At 72.0% G+C, this 15,973-nt stretch carries 15 protein-coding genes; 7 read left to right on the top strand and 8 right to left on the bottom strand.

Going from position 1 to position 15,973, the window contains the following annotated elements:
* Nucleotides 1–28: 28 nt before the first annotated feature.
* The 6 genes from sepX to galU all read right to left on the bottom strand — a co-directional run bounded on the left by sepX (nucleotide 29) and on the right by galU (nucleotide 5,292).
* Nucleotides 29–1,099, bottom strand: a complete 1,071-nt coding sequence (sepX, locus tag OG875_RS18260; RefSeq protein ID WP_330175291.1) for a divisome protein SepX/GlpR — start codon at nucleotides 1,097–1,099, stop codon at nucleotides 29–31.
* 142 nt (nucleotides 1,100–1,241) lie between these two features.
* Entirely contained in the window at nucleotides 1,242–1,865 is a 624-nt protein-coding gene (locus OG875_RS18255; RefSeq protein WP_330175290.1) for a GNAT family N-acetyltransferase, read from the bottom strand.
* Nucleotides 1,862–2,398: a MogA/MoaB family molybdenum cofactor biosynthesis protein gene (locus OG875_RS18250; protein ID WP_330175289.1), complete on the bottom strand. Its 537-nt coding sequence runs from the start codon at nucleotides 2,396–2,398 to the stop codon at nucleotides 1,862–1,864. Before OG875_RS18250 ends, OG875_RS18255 begins: the two co-directional genes overlap by 4 nt.
* On the bottom strand, nucleotides 2,395–2,973 hold the full coding sequence (gene moaC / locus OG875_RS18245) for a cyclic pyranopterin monophosphate synthase MoaC (protein ID WP_330175288.1): 579 nt from the start codon (nucleotides 2,971–2,973) through the stop codon (nucleotides 2,395–2,397). The genes OG875_RS18250 and moaC overlap by 4 nt, the downstream gene beginning before the upstream one ends.
* 71 nt (nucleotides 2,974–3,044) lie before the next feature.
* Nucleotides 3,045–4,385 (bottom strand): molybdotransferase-like divisome protein Glp, encoded by a 1,341-nt coding sequence (gene glp / locus OG875_RS18240; protein WP_330175287.1) that lies wholly within the window; start codon nucleotides 4,383–4,385, stop codon nucleotides 3,045–3,047.
* Nucleotides 4,386–4,389: 4 nt separating this feature from the next.
* On the bottom strand, nucleotides 4,390–5,292 hold the full coding sequence (galU, locus tag OG875_RS18235) for a UTP--glucose-1-phosphate uridylyltransferase GalU (RefSeq protein WP_330175286.1): 903 nt from the start codon (nucleotides 5,290–5,292) through the stop codon (nucleotides 4,390–4,392).
* Between the two features lie 105 nt (nucleotides 5,293–5,397).
* On the opposite strand from galU, the gene OG875_RS18230 reads away from it, so the two are divergent.
* Nucleotides 5,398–5,982: a 5-formyltetrahydrofolate cyclo-ligase gene (locus OG875_RS18230; RefSeq protein WP_330175285.1), complete on the top strand. Its 585-nt coding sequence runs from the start codon at nucleotides 5,398–5,400 to the stop codon at nucleotides 5,980–5,982.
* A gap of 63 nt (nucleotides 5,983–6,045) precedes the next feature.
* Here OG875_RS18230 and OG875_RS18225 read toward each other — a convergent pair whose 3' ends face one another.
* Nucleotides 6,046–8,892, bottom strand: coding sequence for a penicillin acylase family protein (locus OG875_RS18225; protein WP_330175284.1), 2,847 nt, complete (start codon nucleotides 8,890–8,892; stop codon nucleotides 6,046–6,048).
* 223 nt (nucleotides 8,893–9,115) lie between these two features.
* On the opposite strand from OG875_RS18225, the gene OG875_RS18220 reads away from it, so the two are divergent.
* The 6 genes from OG875_RS18220 to OG875_RS18195 all read left to right on the top strand — a co-directional run bounded on the left by OG875_RS18220 (nucleotide 9,116) and on the right by OG875_RS18195 (nucleotide 15,576).
* Nucleotides 9,116–10,798, top strand: a complete 1,683-nt coding sequence (locus OG875_RS18220; protein ID WP_330175283.1) for a potassium/proton antiporter — start codon at nucleotides 9,116–9,118, stop codon at nucleotides 10,796–10,798.
* A 469-nt stretch (nucleotides 10,799–11,267) separates the two neighbouring features.
* Nucleotides 11,268–12,521 (top strand): MFS transporter, encoded by a 1,254-nt coding sequence (locus OG875_RS18215; RefSeq protein ID WP_330177792.1) that lies wholly within the window; start codon nucleotides 11,268–11,270, stop codon nucleotides 12,519–12,521.
* Nucleotides 12,522–12,587: 66 nt separating this feature from the next.
* A complete protein-coding gene (locus tag OG875_RS18210; RefSeq protein WP_330175282.1) occupies nucleotides 12,588–12,986 on the top strand; it encodes an FmdB family zinc ribbon protein in 399 nt (132 codons plus the stop codon).
* A 207-nt stretch (nucleotides 12,987–13,193) separates the two neighbouring features.
* Nucleotides 13,194–14,054, top strand: coding sequence for an S-methyl-5'-thioadenosine phosphorylase (locus OG875_RS18205; protein WP_330175281.1), 861 nt, complete (start codon nucleotides 13,194–13,196; stop codon nucleotides 14,052–14,054).
* A gap of 325 nt (nucleotides 14,055–14,379) precedes the next feature.
* Nucleotides 14,380–14,904, top strand: coding sequence for a hypothetical protein (locus tag OG875_RS18200; protein WP_330175280.1), 525 nt, complete (start codon nucleotides 14,380–14,382; stop codon nucleotides 14,902–14,904).
* Between the two features lie 138 nt (nucleotides 14,905–15,042).
* Nucleotides 15,043–15,576 (top strand): large conductance mechanosensitive channel protein MscL, encoded by a 534-nt coding sequence (locus OG875_RS18195; RefSeq protein WP_443079136.1) that lies wholly within the window; start codon nucleotides 15,043–15,045, stop codon nucleotides 15,574–15,576.
* 96 nt (nucleotides 15,577–15,672) lie between these two features.
* Here OG875_RS18195 and OG875_RS18190 read toward each other — a convergent pair whose 3' ends face one another.
* On the bottom strand, nucleotides 15,673–15,939 hold the full coding sequence (locus tag OG875_RS18190; protein WP_330175278.1) for a hypothetical protein: 267 nt from the start codon (nucleotides 15,937–15,939) through the stop codon (nucleotides 15,673–15,675).
* Nucleotides 15,940–15,973 lie beyond the last annotated feature (34 nt).

The raw sequence follows: 15,973 nt of genomic DNA, 5'->3' as shown, positions 1-15,973 counted from the left end.
GGGTGCTTGGAAATCCGTTCCGGGCCGGTCATTCGTTGGCGGCGCGGGGGCGGTCGTCGCCGTCGAACTGGTCGAACAGGGGGGTGCGGCCCCGGTCGCGGGTGCGGCGCGGGGGTGGTGGGGCGTGGCGTTCCGGGGCGGGGTCGGGGGGTGTCGGGTCGGCCGTGGAGGAGCGGGACGGGCTCCAGGTCTCCGGGTCGTTGACGTTGACGCCGCCCGTGGCGCGCGGGGCGACCGGGGCCGTGACATACGTGGGAAGCGGCACCGGGACCGGGTCCCAGCTGTCGCCGCCGGACGGGCCGCGTTCGCGCTGCTGGTCGACCCACTCCGCGTGGTCCGTCTGCTCGACCAGGGCGCGGCGGCCCGCCTCCTGCGGGGAGACCGGGGCCGGTTCGGGCGCGGGGCGGGGTTCGGGGGCGTCGTCCGGCCGGGCCGGGGACGGGGAGGCGGGCGCCGCGTGGTGGTGGCGGCGGGGGCGGTTCTCGCGCAGGCGCTGCGCGGCCATCTCGGCCCGGCGGCGGTCCATGGTGAAGACGAAGCGGCGCCGCTCCTGGGCGCGCAGATGGACGATGTAGGCGCTGAGGAGTACGGCGGGGGCGGCGGGCGCCCACAGGAAGGCGAGGCCCTGGACGCCCGCGACGACCGCGCCGACCGTGAAGGCGAGGAAGAGGACCACGGTGGTGCGCCGGCGGCGGGCGAGCACCTGCGAGCGCTGGGCGCGGCGGGCGCGTTCGGCCGCCGCGCCGTCGGGGCGGGGGCGTCGCTCGGACATGGGGGCGGACGGTGCCGGGATCTTCAGCCGGACCTCCGTACGGGCCGGGGGCGCGGAGAAGGACCGGACGTCGACGGAGCCGGTCGGCTCCGCCGCCACGTCCGGCGGCACACCGTCGGGTTCGGCCTCCTCGGTGGTGCGGTCCTGCAACTCCTTGGCGTACCGGCGCTCCATGGCCGCGCGTCCGGACAGCAGCCGGATGGCGGTGCTGAAGCGTTCCGTCGGACGGGCCTCGTTGAGCTCGTCCTGCCTGCGGAGCCACATCGGTACCAAGTAGGCGGCCCAGGCCCCGACGATGACTGCGTAGATGAGGCCGCTGCTGCTCACGGTTCACACCGTAGAGGTGTTCGCGCGAGGGGATCCGCCAATTGAGCCGGTGTGTCGCACGATCTGGCTGATATCACGGACTTTTTTTGTGATTGTTCAGATCACTTGATGGTCAGACAGGACTTAATATCGAACACTTATTTCATTTCTGTGGTGTTCCGGGTCGTGCCTGGTGCCAGCGGTGGAGGAGCCCTTCCGGTACCTCCTCGGCCGTGAGCGCGAAGACCAGGTGGTCGCGCCAGGCGCCGTCGATGTGCAGATAGCGGGGGCGGGTGCCTTCCTCCCGCAATCCGAGTTTCTCCACGACCCGGCGGCTCGGCCGGTTCTCCGGGCGGATGCAGACCTCGATCCGGTGTATCCCCACCACGCGGAAACAGTGGTCCACCGCGAGCGCCACCGCCGTCGGCATGACACCGCGCCCCGCGACGTCGCGGTCCACCCAGTAGCCGACATGCCCCGAGCACATCGAGCCCCAGGTGATCCCGGCCACGGTCAACTGGCCGACCAGGCGCCCCCGGTACTCGATGACGAACGGCAGCATGCGCCCCGCGTTCGCCTCGGACCGCAGATGGCGGACCATCTGCCGGTACGTCGGGCGCTGCGCGGGCGGGGCGCCCGGGGGCGGCGGCGGGATCGTGGCCTCCCAGGGGCGCAGCCACTCGCGGTTGCGCCGGTTCACCTCGCGCCAGGCCCGCTGGTCGCGTGCCTTTATCGGGCGGAGGACCACGTCTCCGTCCACGAGCGCCACGGGCCAGAAGGGGTTCATCCGTCGGTACGGGGGTGATCGCCGCCGTGGATCTGGTCGACGGCGTGGACGAGCAGCCGGCCGAGGACGGCGAGCCCGTCCCGTACACCGCCGGAGGAGCCCGGCAGATTGACGATCAGCGTCCGGCCCGCGACGCCCGCCAGTCCGCGCGAGAGCGCGGCGGTGGGGACCTTGCGGGCGCCCTCGGCGCGGATCGCCTCCGGGATGCCGGGGATCTCGCGGTCCAGGACGGCGCGGGTCGCCTCCGGGGTGCGGTCGGTGGGCGAGACGCCGGTGCCGCCGGTGGTCAGGATGACGGCGTACGAGGCGGCGACCCCTTCGCGCAGGGCCTGTCCGACCGGGTCGCCGTCGGGCACGACCAGCGGTCCGTCGACCGAGAAGCCCAGCTCCGCGAGGGCGTTCGCGAGGATCGGGCCTCCGGTGTCGGCGTACACCCCGGCCGCCGCGCGGTTGGACGCGGTGACGACCAGCGCGCGGCGGGGCTCGCCCGCCCGCGGCGCGGGCGTGCCGTCTCTCTCGGCGGGATCGGTCATGCCGTGCCCCTCCCGGGTGTCCCGTTCGACGGCGGCCGGGTGCCGGACGCGGGCTTCGCCGCTTCCGTACGGGACCAGTCGCCCGACTTGCCGCCGGTCTTCTCCTCGACCCGGACGTCCGTGATGACGGCGCCCTTGTCGACGGCCTTCACCATGTCGACCACCGTCAGCGCCGCGACCGAGACGGCGGTCAGGGCCTCCATCTCCACGCCCGTGCGGTCCGTGGTCCGGACCGTCGCCCGGATGTCCACCGCGTCGTCCGCGACCGCGAGGTCGAGCGTGACCCCCGAGAGGGCCAGCGGATGGCAGAGCGGAATCAGGTCCGGTGTCCGTTTCGCCCCCATGATGCCGGCGATACGGGCGGTGGCCAGGGCGTCGCCCTTGGGCAGGCCCTCGCCGCGCAGCAGTTCGACCACGCGCGGCGAGACCAGCACCCGGCCGCTCGCGCGGGCGGTGCGCGCGGTGACCTCCTTGGCGGAGACGTCGACCATGCGGGCCGCGCCCGTCTCGTCGACATGCGTCAGGTGGTCCTGTGGGGCAGGTCCGGGGGTGTCCCCCCGGGGAAAGGCGGTCATCGCTGTGGTGCTCCCGGTCCGGGCCCGGCGGGGCCTGTCTGGCAGGACACGGTACCGCCACCGCGCGCGCGTCAGCCGAGCAGCACCACGTCGACCTCGCTGCCCGGTTCCACGGAGGTGGTCTCCTCGGGGACCACGATCAGCGCGTCGGCGTGGGCGAGGGCCGCGACGAGATGGGATCCGGCGCCGCCGACGGGGACGGCCGAGCCCGTGTCGGCGTCGTACGTGCCCCGCAGGAACTGGCGCCTGCCCGCCGTGGAGGTCAGCGCCCTGTCGGCCTTCAGGATCGCGCGGACCGTCGGCCGGTGGACGTCCTGACGGCCCATGAGCGCGCGGATCGCCGGGCGGACGAACAGCTCGAAGGAGACGTAGGAGGAGACCGGATTGCCGGGGAGGGCGAGCAGCGGGGTGTGCTCGGCGCCGATCGAGCCGAAGCCCTGGGGCTTGCCCGGCTGCATGGCGAGGGTACGGAAGTCGACGCCGCCGCCCGGTTCGTCCTCGTCTCCCACGGAGGACAGCGCCTCCTTCACCACGTCGTACGCCCCGACGCTGACGCCGCCGGTCGTCACGACGAGGTCGGCGCGGATCAACTGGTCCTCGATGGTGGCGCGCAGGGTGTCCGCGTCGTCGGTGACGGCGCCGACCCGGTAGGCGATGGCGCCCGCGTCCCGCGCGGCGGCGGCGAGGGCGAAACTGTTGGAGTCGTAGATCTGGCCCTGGCCCAGCGCCTCGCCCGGCTGGACCAGTTCGCTGCCGGTCGACAGGACGACCACGCGCGGGCGCGGGTGGACCCGGACGGTGGCGCGGCCGATGGCGGCCAGCAGGCCGATCTGGGGCGGGCCCAGGACCGTACCGGCCTCCAGGGCGAGGTCGCCGGCCTGGACGTCGCTGCCGCGCGCGCGGACATGGGCGCGGGGCTCGGCGAGGCGGTGGACCCGGACCTCGCCGCTCGCGCCCTCGGGCGCCGAGCCGGCCGGGCGCATGGTGGTGGCGGCCCCGCCGCCCGTACCGCCGTCGGTCCACTCGACGGGGACGACGGCCTCGGCGCCGGGCGGCAGCGGCGCGCCGGTCATGATGCGGGCGGCCTGGCCGGGGCCGACGCGGAGCGCGGAGTCGCCGCCCGCGGCGACGTCGCCGATGACGGTGAGGACCGCCGGGAACTCCTCGTCGGCGCCCGACACGTCGGCCGTCCGGACCGCGTACCCGTCCATGGAGCTGTTGTCGAACGGCGGCAGGGCCACCGGCACCGTGACGTCCTCGACCAGGACACAGCCCTGGGCGTCGGGCAGTTGGAGCTCGATCGGGTCGAGCGGGCGGATCGTGGCCAGGATGTCCGCCAGATGCTCGTCCACCGTCCAGAGCCGCCCGTGGCCCGGGGCGGGCGTGGGTGCCGGTGTCGCCGTACCGCTCACGGTGCTACATCTCCTCGTCCACGTAACTGCGGAGCCAGGCCCGGAAGTCCGGTCCCAGGTCCTCACGTTCGCATGCGAGTCTGACAATGGCACGCAGATAGTCGCCTCGGTCGCCCGTGTCATAGCGGCGTCCCTTGAAGACGACGCCGTGGACCGGGCCGCCGACCTTCTCGTCGGCGGACAGCTGCTGGAGCGCGTCGGTGAGCTGGATCTCACCGCCCCGGCCGGGCTCGGTCTGCCGCAGTATCTGGAAGACGGCGGGGTCGAGGACGTAGCGGCCGATGATGGCGTAGTTGCTGGGGGCCTCGGCGCGGTCGGGTTTCTCGACCAGGTCGTGCACCTTGACCACGTCGCTGTACGCGGTGGGCTCGACGGCGGCGCATCCGTAGAGGTGGATCTGGTCGGGCTCGACCTCCATCAGCGCGATGACACTGCCGCCCTCGCGCTCCTGGATCTCGACCATGCGGGAGAGCAGCGGGTCGCGCGGATCGATCAGGTCGTCGCCGAGGAGCACCGCGAAGGGCTGGTCGCCGACGTGCGGGGCGGCGCACAGGACGGCGTGGCCGAGGCCCTTGGGGTCGCCCTGCCGGACGTAGTGCATCGTGGCGAGGTCGCTCGACTCCTGCACCTTGGCGAGGCGTTCGGTGTCTCCCTTGCGGGTGAGCGCCTCCTCCAGTTCGTAGTTGCGGTCGAAGTGGTCCTCCAGAGGACGCTTGTTGCGTCCGGTGACCATGAGGACGTCGGAGAGCCCCGCCATCACGGCTTCCTCGACGACGTACTGGATCGCGGGCTTGTCGACGACCGGCAGCATCTCTTTGGGAGTGGCCTTGGTGACGGGCAGGAAGCGGGTTCCGAGGCCGGCGGCGGGGATGACAGCCTTGCTGATCCTGGGGGGTGACTGAGTCATGCCGAGCACCATATCCGCCGTGGATGAGGGGAAGATGTGGATCCGGTTAACTTTCTCCCTGTACGCATACATAGGAGAGGTTTGCGAAGTCCGGTGACCGACGACATGTCAGAAAAGACCGCCGTGCGGCGGCGACTGCTCGCTTCGCGGCGCCTGCTCTCCGACGACGACGTCCGGAACGCCTCGGTGGTTCTCGCCCGGCGGGCACTGGAGCTTCCCGAACTCGACGGGGCCGCGACCGTCGCCGCGTACGTCTCCGTGGGACACGAGCCGGGTACGCGCGCGTTGCTCGACGCGCTGCGGGAGCGGGGGGTGCGGGTCCTCCTGCCGGTGCTGCTGCCGGACAACGATCTCGACTGGGCGGTGTACGAGGGGGCGGAGCGGCTGGTGCGCGCGGGGCGCGGGCTGCTGGAGCCGGACGGCGCGCGGCTGGGTGCCGACGCCGTGCTCGGGGCGGGGGTGGTGCTGCTTCCGGGCCTGGCCGTGGACGGCCGGGGGATGCGGCTGGGGCGGGGCGGCGGGTCGTACGACCGGGTCCTCGCCCGGCTGGCGGGGGCCGGGGCGGGGGCCGTACTCGCGGTGCTGCTGTACGACCACGAGGTGGTGGAGCGGGTCCCGGCGGAGCCGCACGACCGGCCCGTGCGGGTCGCGGTGACCCCGGGCCGTACCGCGCGCTTCGGCGGCCCGTGAGCGGCGAGGTGCGGCGCCCCGGACGGAACGCCGCACCTCATGCCGCACGGCCCTGCCGGGGGCTCACGGCACGAGCGTCAGGGTGTCTCCCGTGCTCGCCTCCACCGCCCGGCTGCCGAACGGCCAGTCGAGCAGTTCGCCCTTGGTCCACTTCTCGGTCTGGTCGGTGTAGTTCGGGCTGTACGCGTGCCCGGAGGCGCCCGTCAGGTTGATCCACCGGGACTTGTCCCACTCGCCGACGTTGACCACCATCCGCATGGACGGGACCCACGAGACCTCGTAGTCGCCGGCCGCGCTCCAGCCGGTGGCGTTGACCGTGGCCTCGCCGCCGCCCAGGTTCCACGGGCCGCGGTTCAGCAGGGTCTTGACGAAGCCGGGGCCCTCCGTACCGAGGGTCTGGTTCTCCAGGTTCAGCTGGTGCAGCCGGCCCCAGCTCCAGCTGGAGACGTCCTTGCCGAGCTTGGCCGTCAGCTCCCAGCGCGCGTCCGTCAGGGCCCGCAGCAGAAGGGCGTCACGCGTCTTGGTGGGATCCTCGAACCGCGTCGCGGGCGACTGCCACCAAACGTTGTCCTCGTCCTTGAGGATCCTGCGGACGATCTCGAACCAGCGGTCGCCGCCGTCCGGCTGCGCCGAGCTCACCGAGCGCTGACCGCACTCCCGCACCGGTTGGGTGAGGTCGTCCACGGGGCCCGTGCTGTCGGCCGGGAGCACGTTGAGGCACTCCCCCCGGACACGCATCTCCTTGGGAAGCTTGTTCCCGAAGGCGAGCTTCAGGACGTTGCGCCAGACCGCGTTGAAGTACGCCGCCGCCGCCGAGTCCGGTTCCTGCGAGGAGTCCCAGCCTTCGAGCAGCTTCTGGGCCTCGCGGATCGCCGGGTCCGACACGTCGATCTTGAGCAGGTGCGGCATGAGCTGCGTGGCGATCTCGCTGCGGTTGTCGTTCTGCATGGTGCGCATGTCGTCCGTGGAGATCTTGCCGCCGTCCTTGATCTTCGACGTGATGAGGTCGTTGATCCGCTGGCTCCGGGCGCCGTAGCCCCAGTCCTCGGTCAGCGGGTACGGATAGTCACCCGCGTCGATGACGGCCTGGTTGGCGGTGACGATGTAGCCGCGCTCCGGGTTCTCCTCATAAGGAAGCTCGTCGAAGGAGATGTAGTCCTTCCAGCGGTATGCCGGGTCCCAGCCGGGCGCCGGCACCGAGCCGTCGCCCTTGGCGCGGATCGGGATCCGGCCGGGCGCCTGGTAACCGATGGTGCCCTTGGTGTCCGCGTAGATCAGGTTCTGCGAGGGGACCTCGAAGCTCCGGGCCGCCTTGCGGAAGGACGCGAAGTCCTTGGCCTTGTTGATCTCGAAGACGGCGTCCATGGAGCGGCCCGGTTCCAGCGCGGTCCACTGGAGGGAGACCGCGTAGCCGTCGGCGCGGTCGGGGGCGGAGTTGGTGACCGGGGCCTTGTCGCCGACCCGGCGCAGTTCGGGGTTGCGGTCGGAGACCAGCGGGCCGCGCTCGGTGGAGCGGACGGTGATGGTCCGGCTCTTGCCCCCCGCGACCTTGATCGTTTCCTGGCGGGTGAGGAACTTCTTCTGCTGGTTGTCGTACAGGTACGTGTCGCCGGTGACCTTCTCCAGATAGAGGTCGGTCACGTCCGCGCCGAGGTTGGTCATGCCCCAGGCGATGTCCTTGTTGTGACCGATGATCACACCGGGCATGCCCGCGAAGGTGTAGCCGGCGACGTCGTACCCGCAGTCCTCGGTGAAGCTGCGGCAGTGCAGGCCCATCTGGTACCAGACGGACGGCAGCTGGGGCGCCAGGTGCGGGTCGTTGGCGAGCAGGGGCTTGCCGGTCGTCGTGTACTCGCCGGCGACGACCCAGGAGTTGGAGCCGATGCCGCTGCCGCTGGGGCCGAGGAGGGCGGGGATCTCGTCGAGGGTCGTGGAGAGGGCGTCGAGCTGGGAGTCAAGACCCTCGGTGACGGCGCCCGGGTCCGTGGAGTCGCCGGTCTCCCCGCCGGTGCCGGTGCCCGGTCCGGTGGGCGTCCCGCCGGCGCCGGAGCCCGTACCCGTACCGGTGCCGGTGCCGAGGCCCGCACCCGGGTCGGTGCCGCCCGTGCCCGTTCCGTCGCCCGTCGCGTCGCCCGGTTCGGCCTTGGGGTCGTACCGGCCCGTGCCCGGGTCGACCGCGCCCTCGGTCACGATCGGCTTGTTCCTGTCGTACGGGTACGACGGGTAGAGGTCCTCGATCTGCTCCTCGTCCATCCTGCTGGTGAGCAGGGAACGGTCGATCTCGTCCTGCATGTTCGCGCGCAGGTCCCAGGCCATCGCCTTCAGCCAGGCCACCGAGTCGACGGGGGTCCACTTCGTGGGCCGGTAGTCGTTGGTGAAGCCCAGGGCGGCGTACTCGACGGAGATGTCCTCGCCGTCGCGGCCCTTCAGGTAGTCGTTGACGCCGTCCGCGTACGACTGGAGGTTCTTCTTCGTCTCGTCCGAGAGCTTGGTGTCGTACTCCTCCTGGGCCACCCGCCGCCAGCCGAGCGTGCGCAGGAATTCGTCCGTCTCGACCTGGCCCTCGCCGAACATCTCGGAGAGACGGCCCGCGGTCATGTGGCGCCGGACGTCCATCTCCCAGAAGCGGTCCTGCGCCTGGACGTAGCCCTGCGCGCGGAACAGGTCCCGGTCGGTGTTCGCGTAGATCTGCGGAATGCCGTAGCGGTCGCGCTTGACCTCCACCCTGCCGTCGAGTCCGGGCACTTTGACGGTGCCGGTGGTCTGGGGAAGCGAGGCACGCACGGTACTCACGCCCCAGTAGGCGCCGTAGCCCACACCTGCTACCAGGGCCAGCACCAGGACGATCACGACAAAGCGGGCGCGTCGCCCCTTCTTCTTGGTGGCAGGGGACGTTGAGTTGGCGGGCATCGCTGTCCTTCGAGGGGCAGGGCGGTCCTGGAAATGCTCCAGCAACCATAGGCGCAGCCGTTCACCCGTTCCGACGCGGTGTCACCACTAATGGCCGACGGGACCCCTAGGACGATCACACAGGAAATCACGCGATCGATCGCACGGGCGATCGATCGCGTCAAGGAAACGTTAAAGATTAGGTAAGGTAACGAAGTGTCGACTGCCGGGGAAACGATCCGGCATGCGCGAGGGGAAGGATCGGCCGCTGACTGTCCACCAGCTCAATGAACTCCTGCTCATCTGCTCACTCGTGCTGCTGATCGCGGTCGCCGCGGTACGGATCTCGTCCCGGAGCGGGCTGCCCAGCCTGCTGCTCTACCTCGGCATCGGCGTGGTCATCGGCCAGGACGGCATCTTCAACGTCAAGTTCGACAACGCCGAGCTGACCCAGGTCCTCGGCTACGCGGCCCTGGTCGTGATCCTCGCCGAGGGCGGCCTGGGCGCCAAGTGGAAAGAGGCCAGACCCGCGCTGCCGGCCGCCGTCGCCCTCTCCACCGTCGGCGTCGGCGTCAGCGTCGGGGTCACCGCGACCGCCGCGCACTACCTCGTCGGACTGGAGTGGCGGCAGGCGCTGATCATCGGCGCCGTGGTCTCGTCCACGGACGCCGCCGCCGTCTTCTCCGTACTGAGGAAGATTCCGCTGCCGTCGAGGGTGACAGGTGCGCTGGAGGCGGAGTCGGGCTTCAACGACGCCCCCGTGGTGATCATGGTGGTGGCGCTGTCGACGGTCGGACCGGTGGAGCACTGGTACGTCCTGGTGGGCGAGATCGTCCTGGAACTGGCCATCGGCGCCGCCGTCGGCCTCGCCGTCGGCTGGCTGGGCGCCTTCGGGCTGCGGCATGTGGCGCTGCCGGCCTCCGGTCTGTACCCGATCGCCGTGATGGCCATCGCGGTCGTCGCGTACGCGGCCGGGGCCATGGCGCACGGCAGCGGGTTCCTGGCCGTCTACCTGGCGTCCATGCTGCTGGGGAACTCCAGGCTGCCGCACGCGCCCGCGACGCGCGGATTCGCGGAGGGGCTGGGCTGGCTGGCGCAGATCGGCATGTTCGTCCTGCTCGGGCTGCTGGTGACCCCGCACGAACTGGGCGACGACTTCTGGCCCGCCGTGATCGTCGGACTCGTGCTGACCGCCGTGGCGCGGCCCCTGTCCGTGCTGGTGAGTCTCGCGCCGTTCCGCATCGCGTGGCAGGAGAAGGCGCTGATGTCATGGGCGGGGCTGCGCGGCGCGGTGCCCATCGTCATGGCGACCATCCCCATGGTGTCGGGGATCGAGGGCAGCCACCGGATCTTCAACATCGTGTTCGTGCTGGTCGTCGTCTACACGCTGGTCCAGGGGCCGACGCTGCCCTGGGTGGCGCGCAAACTGCATCTCGGCGACCCCTCGGAGGCGGCCGACCTCGGGGTCGAGTCGGCGCCGCTGGAACGGCTGCGCGGTCATCTGCTGTCCGTGGCGATCCCGGAGCGGTCGAAGATGCACGGCGTGGAGGTCGGTGAGCTGCGGCTGCCCCGGGGATCGGCGGTGACGCTGGTCGTACGTGAGGGCAAGAGCTTCGTGCCGGGGCCGTCGACGGTGCTGCGGCGGGGGGACGAGCTGCTGGTGGTGGCGACCGATCCGGTGCGGGACGCGGCCGAACGGCGGCTGCGGGCGGTCGGGCAGGGCGGAAAGCTGGCGGACTGGCTGGGGACGAGCGGGACGGGCGCGGCGGGCGGTACGGACACGGCGCACGGGGTGAACGGGGCGGCTCGGCGGGGGAGGTTCGGAGGCGCTTGGGGTTCCGGCGGGTCCGGCGGGTCCGGCGGGTCCGGCGGAGGGCGGAAGAGGCCGGGCGGCGGGGTCCGCAAGGTCGGCCGTGGATCGGGCTGACGGCCGGGGCGGGAGCGGGGAGGGGACGGGTGCCGGAGAGGCTTCGCCGAGGATTCGAAGGCGGCGACACCAAGAGGCGTCGATCACAGGCACGGGCCGGGATCTTCCCCGCATTTCCCAGGTAGGGTGAGGTTCGTGCCTGTCGTGTTCTCGGCCGTCCCTGAGCGTGACGCACAGAATTGATCGACCAACTCTGCCTGACGCAGGGCTGGCGCGACCGTATGGCGGCCGTGGTGTCCCCTTCAGCGGACCCGGGTATCTACCGCAGTTCCGCGCACTGAGGACAGCTCTCGGCACCCCGGCACGCGCGGGGGCGTCACCAGGCGGCAGAAAGGCAAGGACCGTGTCCGACACGGTCGACATCACCTCCGCCGGGCGTCCCGGCACCAGCACCGGCACCCCTTCGCGCCCCGGGTCCGGGTCCGGGCTCGGGGGTACGGCTCCGGCCCGCCGTCCCGGATACGGCCAGTTGCTGCGTACTCCCGGCGTCCGGTCGTTCCTGCTTCCCGGCTTCGCCGCCCGGCAGCCCTTCGCGATGCTGACGATCGGCATCGTGCTGCTCGTCCAGCACACCTCCGGTTCGTACGGCCGCGCGGGCGTCGTCGCCGCCGTCACCGGGGTCTCCATGGCCCTGTTCGCGCCGGGCAGCGGCAGGCTCGCCGACCGGTTCGGCCAGCGGGCGGTGCTGGTGCCGGGCGTGCTGCTGCACACGGCGTCCGTCTCCGCCCTGACCGTCCTGGCGCTGGCGGGCGCGCCGCTGTGGGCGCTGTTCCTCGCCGCCGTACCGACGGGCGCCTCCGTCCCCCAGGTGGGGCCGATGGTGCGGGCCCGCTGGGCGACGGTGCTCGGCGGCTCCGGGGAACGCGCCCGGCTGCTGCCGACGGCCGCCGCCTTCGAGTCCGTCACGGACGAGTTCACCTTCGTCATCGGGCCGGTCCTCGCGACCGCGCTGTGCACCGGCGTCCACCCGGCGGCCGGGCTGGTCGCCGAGGGCGTGCTGACCCTGGTGGGCGGGCTCCTGTTCGCCGCGCGGCGGCGCACCCAGCCGGCACCGGCGCCGAGGCCCGCGCGCAAGGGCACACCGGGCGCGGGAGGAGCGCGGGTCTCGGCGCTGTCGGTTCCCGGTGTACGCGTGCTGGCCCTGGTCTTCCTCGGCATCGGTTCGGTCTTCGGCGGCATGCAGGTCTCGCTCACCGCCTTCACCGAGGAGATCGGCAGTCCCGGCGCGAACGGCCTTCTGTACGGAGTCTTCGCCGCCGGCAACATGCTCGCCGGTGTCGTGTGCGGTGCCGTCGCCTGGAAGACCGCTCCCCGGCACCGGCTGATCACCGGCTACGTCTGTCTGACCCTGGCCACCTCCGGGCTGTGGGCCGCGCACTCGGTGCCGCTGCTCGCCGGACTCGGCCTGCTGGTCGGACTCTTCATCGCGCCCGCGCTGATCAGCGGCTACACCCTCATCGAGACGCTGGTGCCCGCCGGCATCCGTACGGAGGCGTTCACCTGGCTCACGGGCGCGGTCGCGCTGGGGCAGGCGGCGGCGGTGACCGTGGCCGGTCAACTGGCCGACGCGTACGGTGCGAGCGCCGGATTCGTGGTGCCGCTGGTGGGCACCGCGCTCGCGCTGGCCACGCTCGTCGCCCTGCGGTCGCGGCTCGCGCCGAAGGCGCCGGGGCGGGTCGCGGCGCGTGGAATGGGTCACCGCGTGCCGGTGGCAGTGGACTGATCCAGCGGAATAGGTCACTATGGAGCGTCGTTAGCACTCATTGAGTGAGAGTGCCAGGAGGAACAAGTGCCGACCTATCAGTACCAGTGCACCGACTGCGGCGAGGGCCTCGAGGCGGTGCAGAAATTCACCGACGAGTCCCTCACCGTGTGCCCCGCGTGCGAAGGACGCCTGAAGAAGGTGTTCTCCGCGGTCGGCATCGTCTTCAAGGGATCCGGTTTCTACCGGAACGACAGCCGCGGCTCGTCGTCGAGCAGCAGCCCGGCGAAGACCGGTGCGGCGAACGGGTCCGGTGAGAAGTCGTCCTCGTCGTCGGACTCCAAGTCCGAGACGGCGTCGTCGTCCTCCTCGTCGTCGTCCTCGAACGGTTCCTCGGCCTCGTCGGGTTCGGGTTCGGGTTCGTCCGGCTCGAAGTCGGGCGCTTCGAGCGGGAGCTCCGGCTCCAGCGGTTCCTCCGCCGCCTGATCGCAGTCCTTCCTCCGGGACCCCGCCGTTCACTACGGCGGGGTCCTCGGCGTTCCCGCGCGGCGGTCGCGTACCCCGGTGAAGCCCCGCTCACGGGAGAGCACCCGCAGGCGTTCTCCCGTCTTCTCCCACGCGGTCCCGTGGGCGCTCCCGGTACGTCCGCGGCCGCCCCGTCCTCGTCCCCGGACAGGGCCTAGGGTGATCGTCATGGTGACCAAGGCGAAGGCAGAGGGCTCGGAGACCGCGGAGATCGGCGTCATCGGCGGCTCGGGCCTGTACTCATTCCTGGACGACGTGACCGAGGTCACCGTCGACACCCCCTACGGACCGCCCAGCGACTCGCTGTTCCTCGGCGACGTCGAGGGCAGGCGCGTCGCGTTCCTGCCGCGTCACGGGCGTGCGCACGACATCCCGCCCCACCGCATCAACTACCGGGCCAACCTGTGGGCGCTGCGGTCGCTGGGTGTCCGGCAGGTGCTCGGCCCGTGCGCGGTGGGCGGGCTGCGGGAGGAGTTCGGGCCGGGGACCCTGCTCGTACCGGACCAGTTCGTGGACCGTACGAAGGCACGTGCCCAGACGTACTACGACGCCGTGCCGCTGCCCGACGGCCGGGCCTCGAACGTCGTGCACGTCTCGCCCGCCGATCCGTACTGCCCCGAGGGGCGCAGGGCCGCCCTGTCCGCCGCGCGCGGGCGCGAGTGGGAGCCGGTGGACGGCGGGACGCTGGTCGTCGTCGAGGGGCCGCGCTTCTCGACCCGCGCCGAGTCGCGCTGGCACGCGTCGATGGGCTGGTCGGTGGTCGGCATGACGGGGCACCCCGAAGCGGTGCTCGCCCGTGAACTGGCCCTCTGCTACACGTCGTTGACGCTGGTGACGGACCTGGACGCGGGGGCCGAGACGGGCGAGGGCGTCTCGCACAAGGATGTGCTGAAGGTCTTCGCGTCCAACGTCGACCGGCTGCGCACGGTGCTGTTCGACACCGTGGGCGCGCTCCAGGCCGGTGAGACGCGGGACTGTCTGTGCTCGCACGCGCTGGACGGCATCGACACCGGACTCGACCTGCCGTAAACACGGTGCGGCCGTGGCTCTCGATCGGGTGAGCGAGATATCCACAATCGGGTAGTTGTCCACAGGCTTCGGCGGGATTTCGGCCGGGCGGGGATCGTGAGGAGCGACCAGCAGAGACTCCTCACGGCAGGTGGTGGTTGCCATGTCCGCTTCCCCTTTTCCCTCTTCCCGAGCGTCGTCCTCACGCGACTCGTCCTCACGCGACTCGTCGTCCGGCGTTACCCCTTCGCCGGCGTTCTCCCGGGCCTCGGATCCGCCATTCCCCCCGCCGCCCGCGCCCGGGGCCACGCCGGTCGCCGCCGCGCCCGCCCCGTGCGGGGTGCCGGTGTTCGATCCGCTGCGGGTGCACGGGGGCGGGCACCGGCTGCGCCGGGCGCTGCTCCGGCGGCGCCGGACCATGGCGGCGGGGCTGGCGGTGACCGCGGCGGCCCTGGCGGCGTCGGGCGCGGGCGGTCCCGGGGTGACGGCCGGAGCGGAGGAGCGCGCCGAGGCGGCGGCCCGCGCGGTCGCGGGCGGGGGTGGTGCGCCCGTTGCGGGGGTCGCGGCCCGGCCGGGGCCGGCGAAGCCGGAGTTGGTCAGGGTGCCGGTGCGGATCGCGGATGTGGCGACGGTGCGGCTGCTGCGCGCGGGCGACCGGGTCGACGTGATCGCCACCGCCACCCGCTCCCCCGGGCAGGGCGAGCCGGACGCCCGGGTGCTGGCGTCGGGGGTGCGGGTGGAGTCCGTACCGCGCCTTCCGGAAGGGATCGACGAGGGCGGGGCGCTGGTGCTGCTGCGCGTCGAGCGCGCTGCGGCAGCGGAGTTGGCGGGGGCGGGCACGCACTCACGGCTGGCGGTGACCCTGTGCTGAACCGCTCGGAGCCGGTCCGCACTTTTAGCTGTCGTACTGACGAGCAGACTGGTCACACGAAAGCATGGGCGGATTGGACAGCCGAGGCGCGAGTTGCCCATGGTGTCCAGGCGATCGGCTGCCCCCCTCGCGGCACCCATGGCACACACGACGGCACATACGACGAAGGACTCACTCGTGAGCAAGGACAAAGAGAGCGTGCTGGACGGCTTCAAAGCCTTCCTGACACGCGGCAACGTGATCGACCTCGCGGTCGCGGTCGTCATCGGCGCCGCGTTCACGAACGTGGTGAATTCCCTGGTGAAGGGCATCATCAATCCGGTGGTGGGAGCGTTCGGCACCAAGAATCTGGACCACTACACCTCGTGCGTCCAGGCGCCGTGCGAGACGAACGCCGCGGGCGAGGTCGTGTCCGGCATCCCGATCATGTGGGGGACGGTGCTCAGCGCGACGCTCAGCTTCCTGATCACCGCCGCCGTCGTGTACTTCCTGATGGTCCTGCCGATGGCCAAGTACCTGGCCAGGCGCGCCAGGCTGCTCGCCGCCAAGGAAGAGGTGCAGGAGGTCCTGGAGGTGAACGAGCTGGAGGTGCTGAAGGAGATCAGGGACGCGCTGCTGGCTCAGCAGGGCGGCACGGCGGGGCAGGCGCGGCCCGGGACTCCGACTCCGTAGCCGGTCCGCCGGCGGAACGGCGCTCCGTGGGCGACGCGTTACGGCGGTGGCTCACCGGGCCGTTCCGGTTCGGTGCGGTCGGGCGGCGCCGGTCGGTCAGAGGTGGTGGGGCGGCTTCTCGTCGAGGAAGCGGGCCAGGTCGGCGGCCGCGCTGTCGCCCGTGGCCGGCCGTTCGCCCCAGCCGTCGTCGGTGTCGTCGGAGGACCGGCCGTCCAGCGGGTCGTCGAAGACGATCGACGGCCTGGGCCGGCCTCGCTTCGCAGACGCCGGGCCGGGCGGCGCGGGCCGCTCGGGAGCGGGCTGCCGGGCGGTCTCGGCACTCGTGGCGCTCTCGGCCGGTCCGGGGGTGGGGGCGGTGCTCATGCGTCCAGGGTACGGGGGCGGGCGCGGCGGACGG

The sequence above is a fragment of the Streptomyces sp. NBC_01498 genome (assembly GCF_036327775.1).
In the GTDB taxonomy this organism is placed as follows: Bacteria; Actinomycetota; Actinomycetes; order Streptomycetales; family Streptomycetaceae; genus Streptomyces.
Note: the sequence above shows the minus strand (reverse complement) of the source record. Positions and strands in the feature narration are given on the sequence as shown.

Bases quoted from the DNA above. Each gene is read 5' to 3' on its own strand.
- OG875_RS18255 (WP_330175290.1), bottom strand. From the start codon at position 1,865: ATGAACCCCTTCTGGCCCGTGGCGCTCGTGGACGGAGACGTGGTCCTC.
- OG875_RS18250 (WP_330175289.1), bottom strand. From the start codon at position 2,398: ATGACCGATCCCGCCGAGAGAGACGGCACGCCCGCGCCGCGGGCGGGC.
- moaC (WP_330175288.1), bottom strand. From the start codon at position 2,973: ATGACCGCCTTTCCCCGGGGGGACACCCCCGGACCTGCCCCACAGGAC.
- galU (WP_330175286.1), bottom strand. From the start codon at position 5,292: ATGACTCAGTCACCCCCCAGGATCAGCAAGGCTGTCATCCCCGCCGCC.
- OG875_RS18230 (WP_330175285.1), top strand. From the start codon at position 5,398: ATGTCAGAAAAGACCGCCGTGCGGCGGCGACTGCTCGCTTCGCGGCGC.
- OG875_RS18225 (WP_330175284.1), bottom strand. From the start codon at position 8,892: ATGCCCGCCAACTCAACGTCCCCTGCCACCAAGAAGAAGGGGCGACGC.
- OG875_RS18220 (WP_330175283.1), top strand. From the start codon at position 9,116: ATGCGCGAGGGGAAGGATCGGCCGCTGACTGTCCACCAGCTCAATGAA.
- OG875_RS18205 (WP_330175281.1), top strand. From the start codon at position 13,194: ATGGTGACCAAGGCGAAGGCAGAGGGCTCGGAGACCGCGGAGATCGGC.
- OG875_RS18195 (WP_443079136.1), top strand. From the start codon at position 15,043: ATGGCACACACGACGGCACATACGACGAAGGACTCACTCGTGAGCAAG.
- OG875_RS18190 (WP_330175278.1), bottom strand. From the start codon at position 15,939: ATGAGCACCGCCCCCACCCCCGGACCGGCCGAGAGCGCCACGAGTGCC.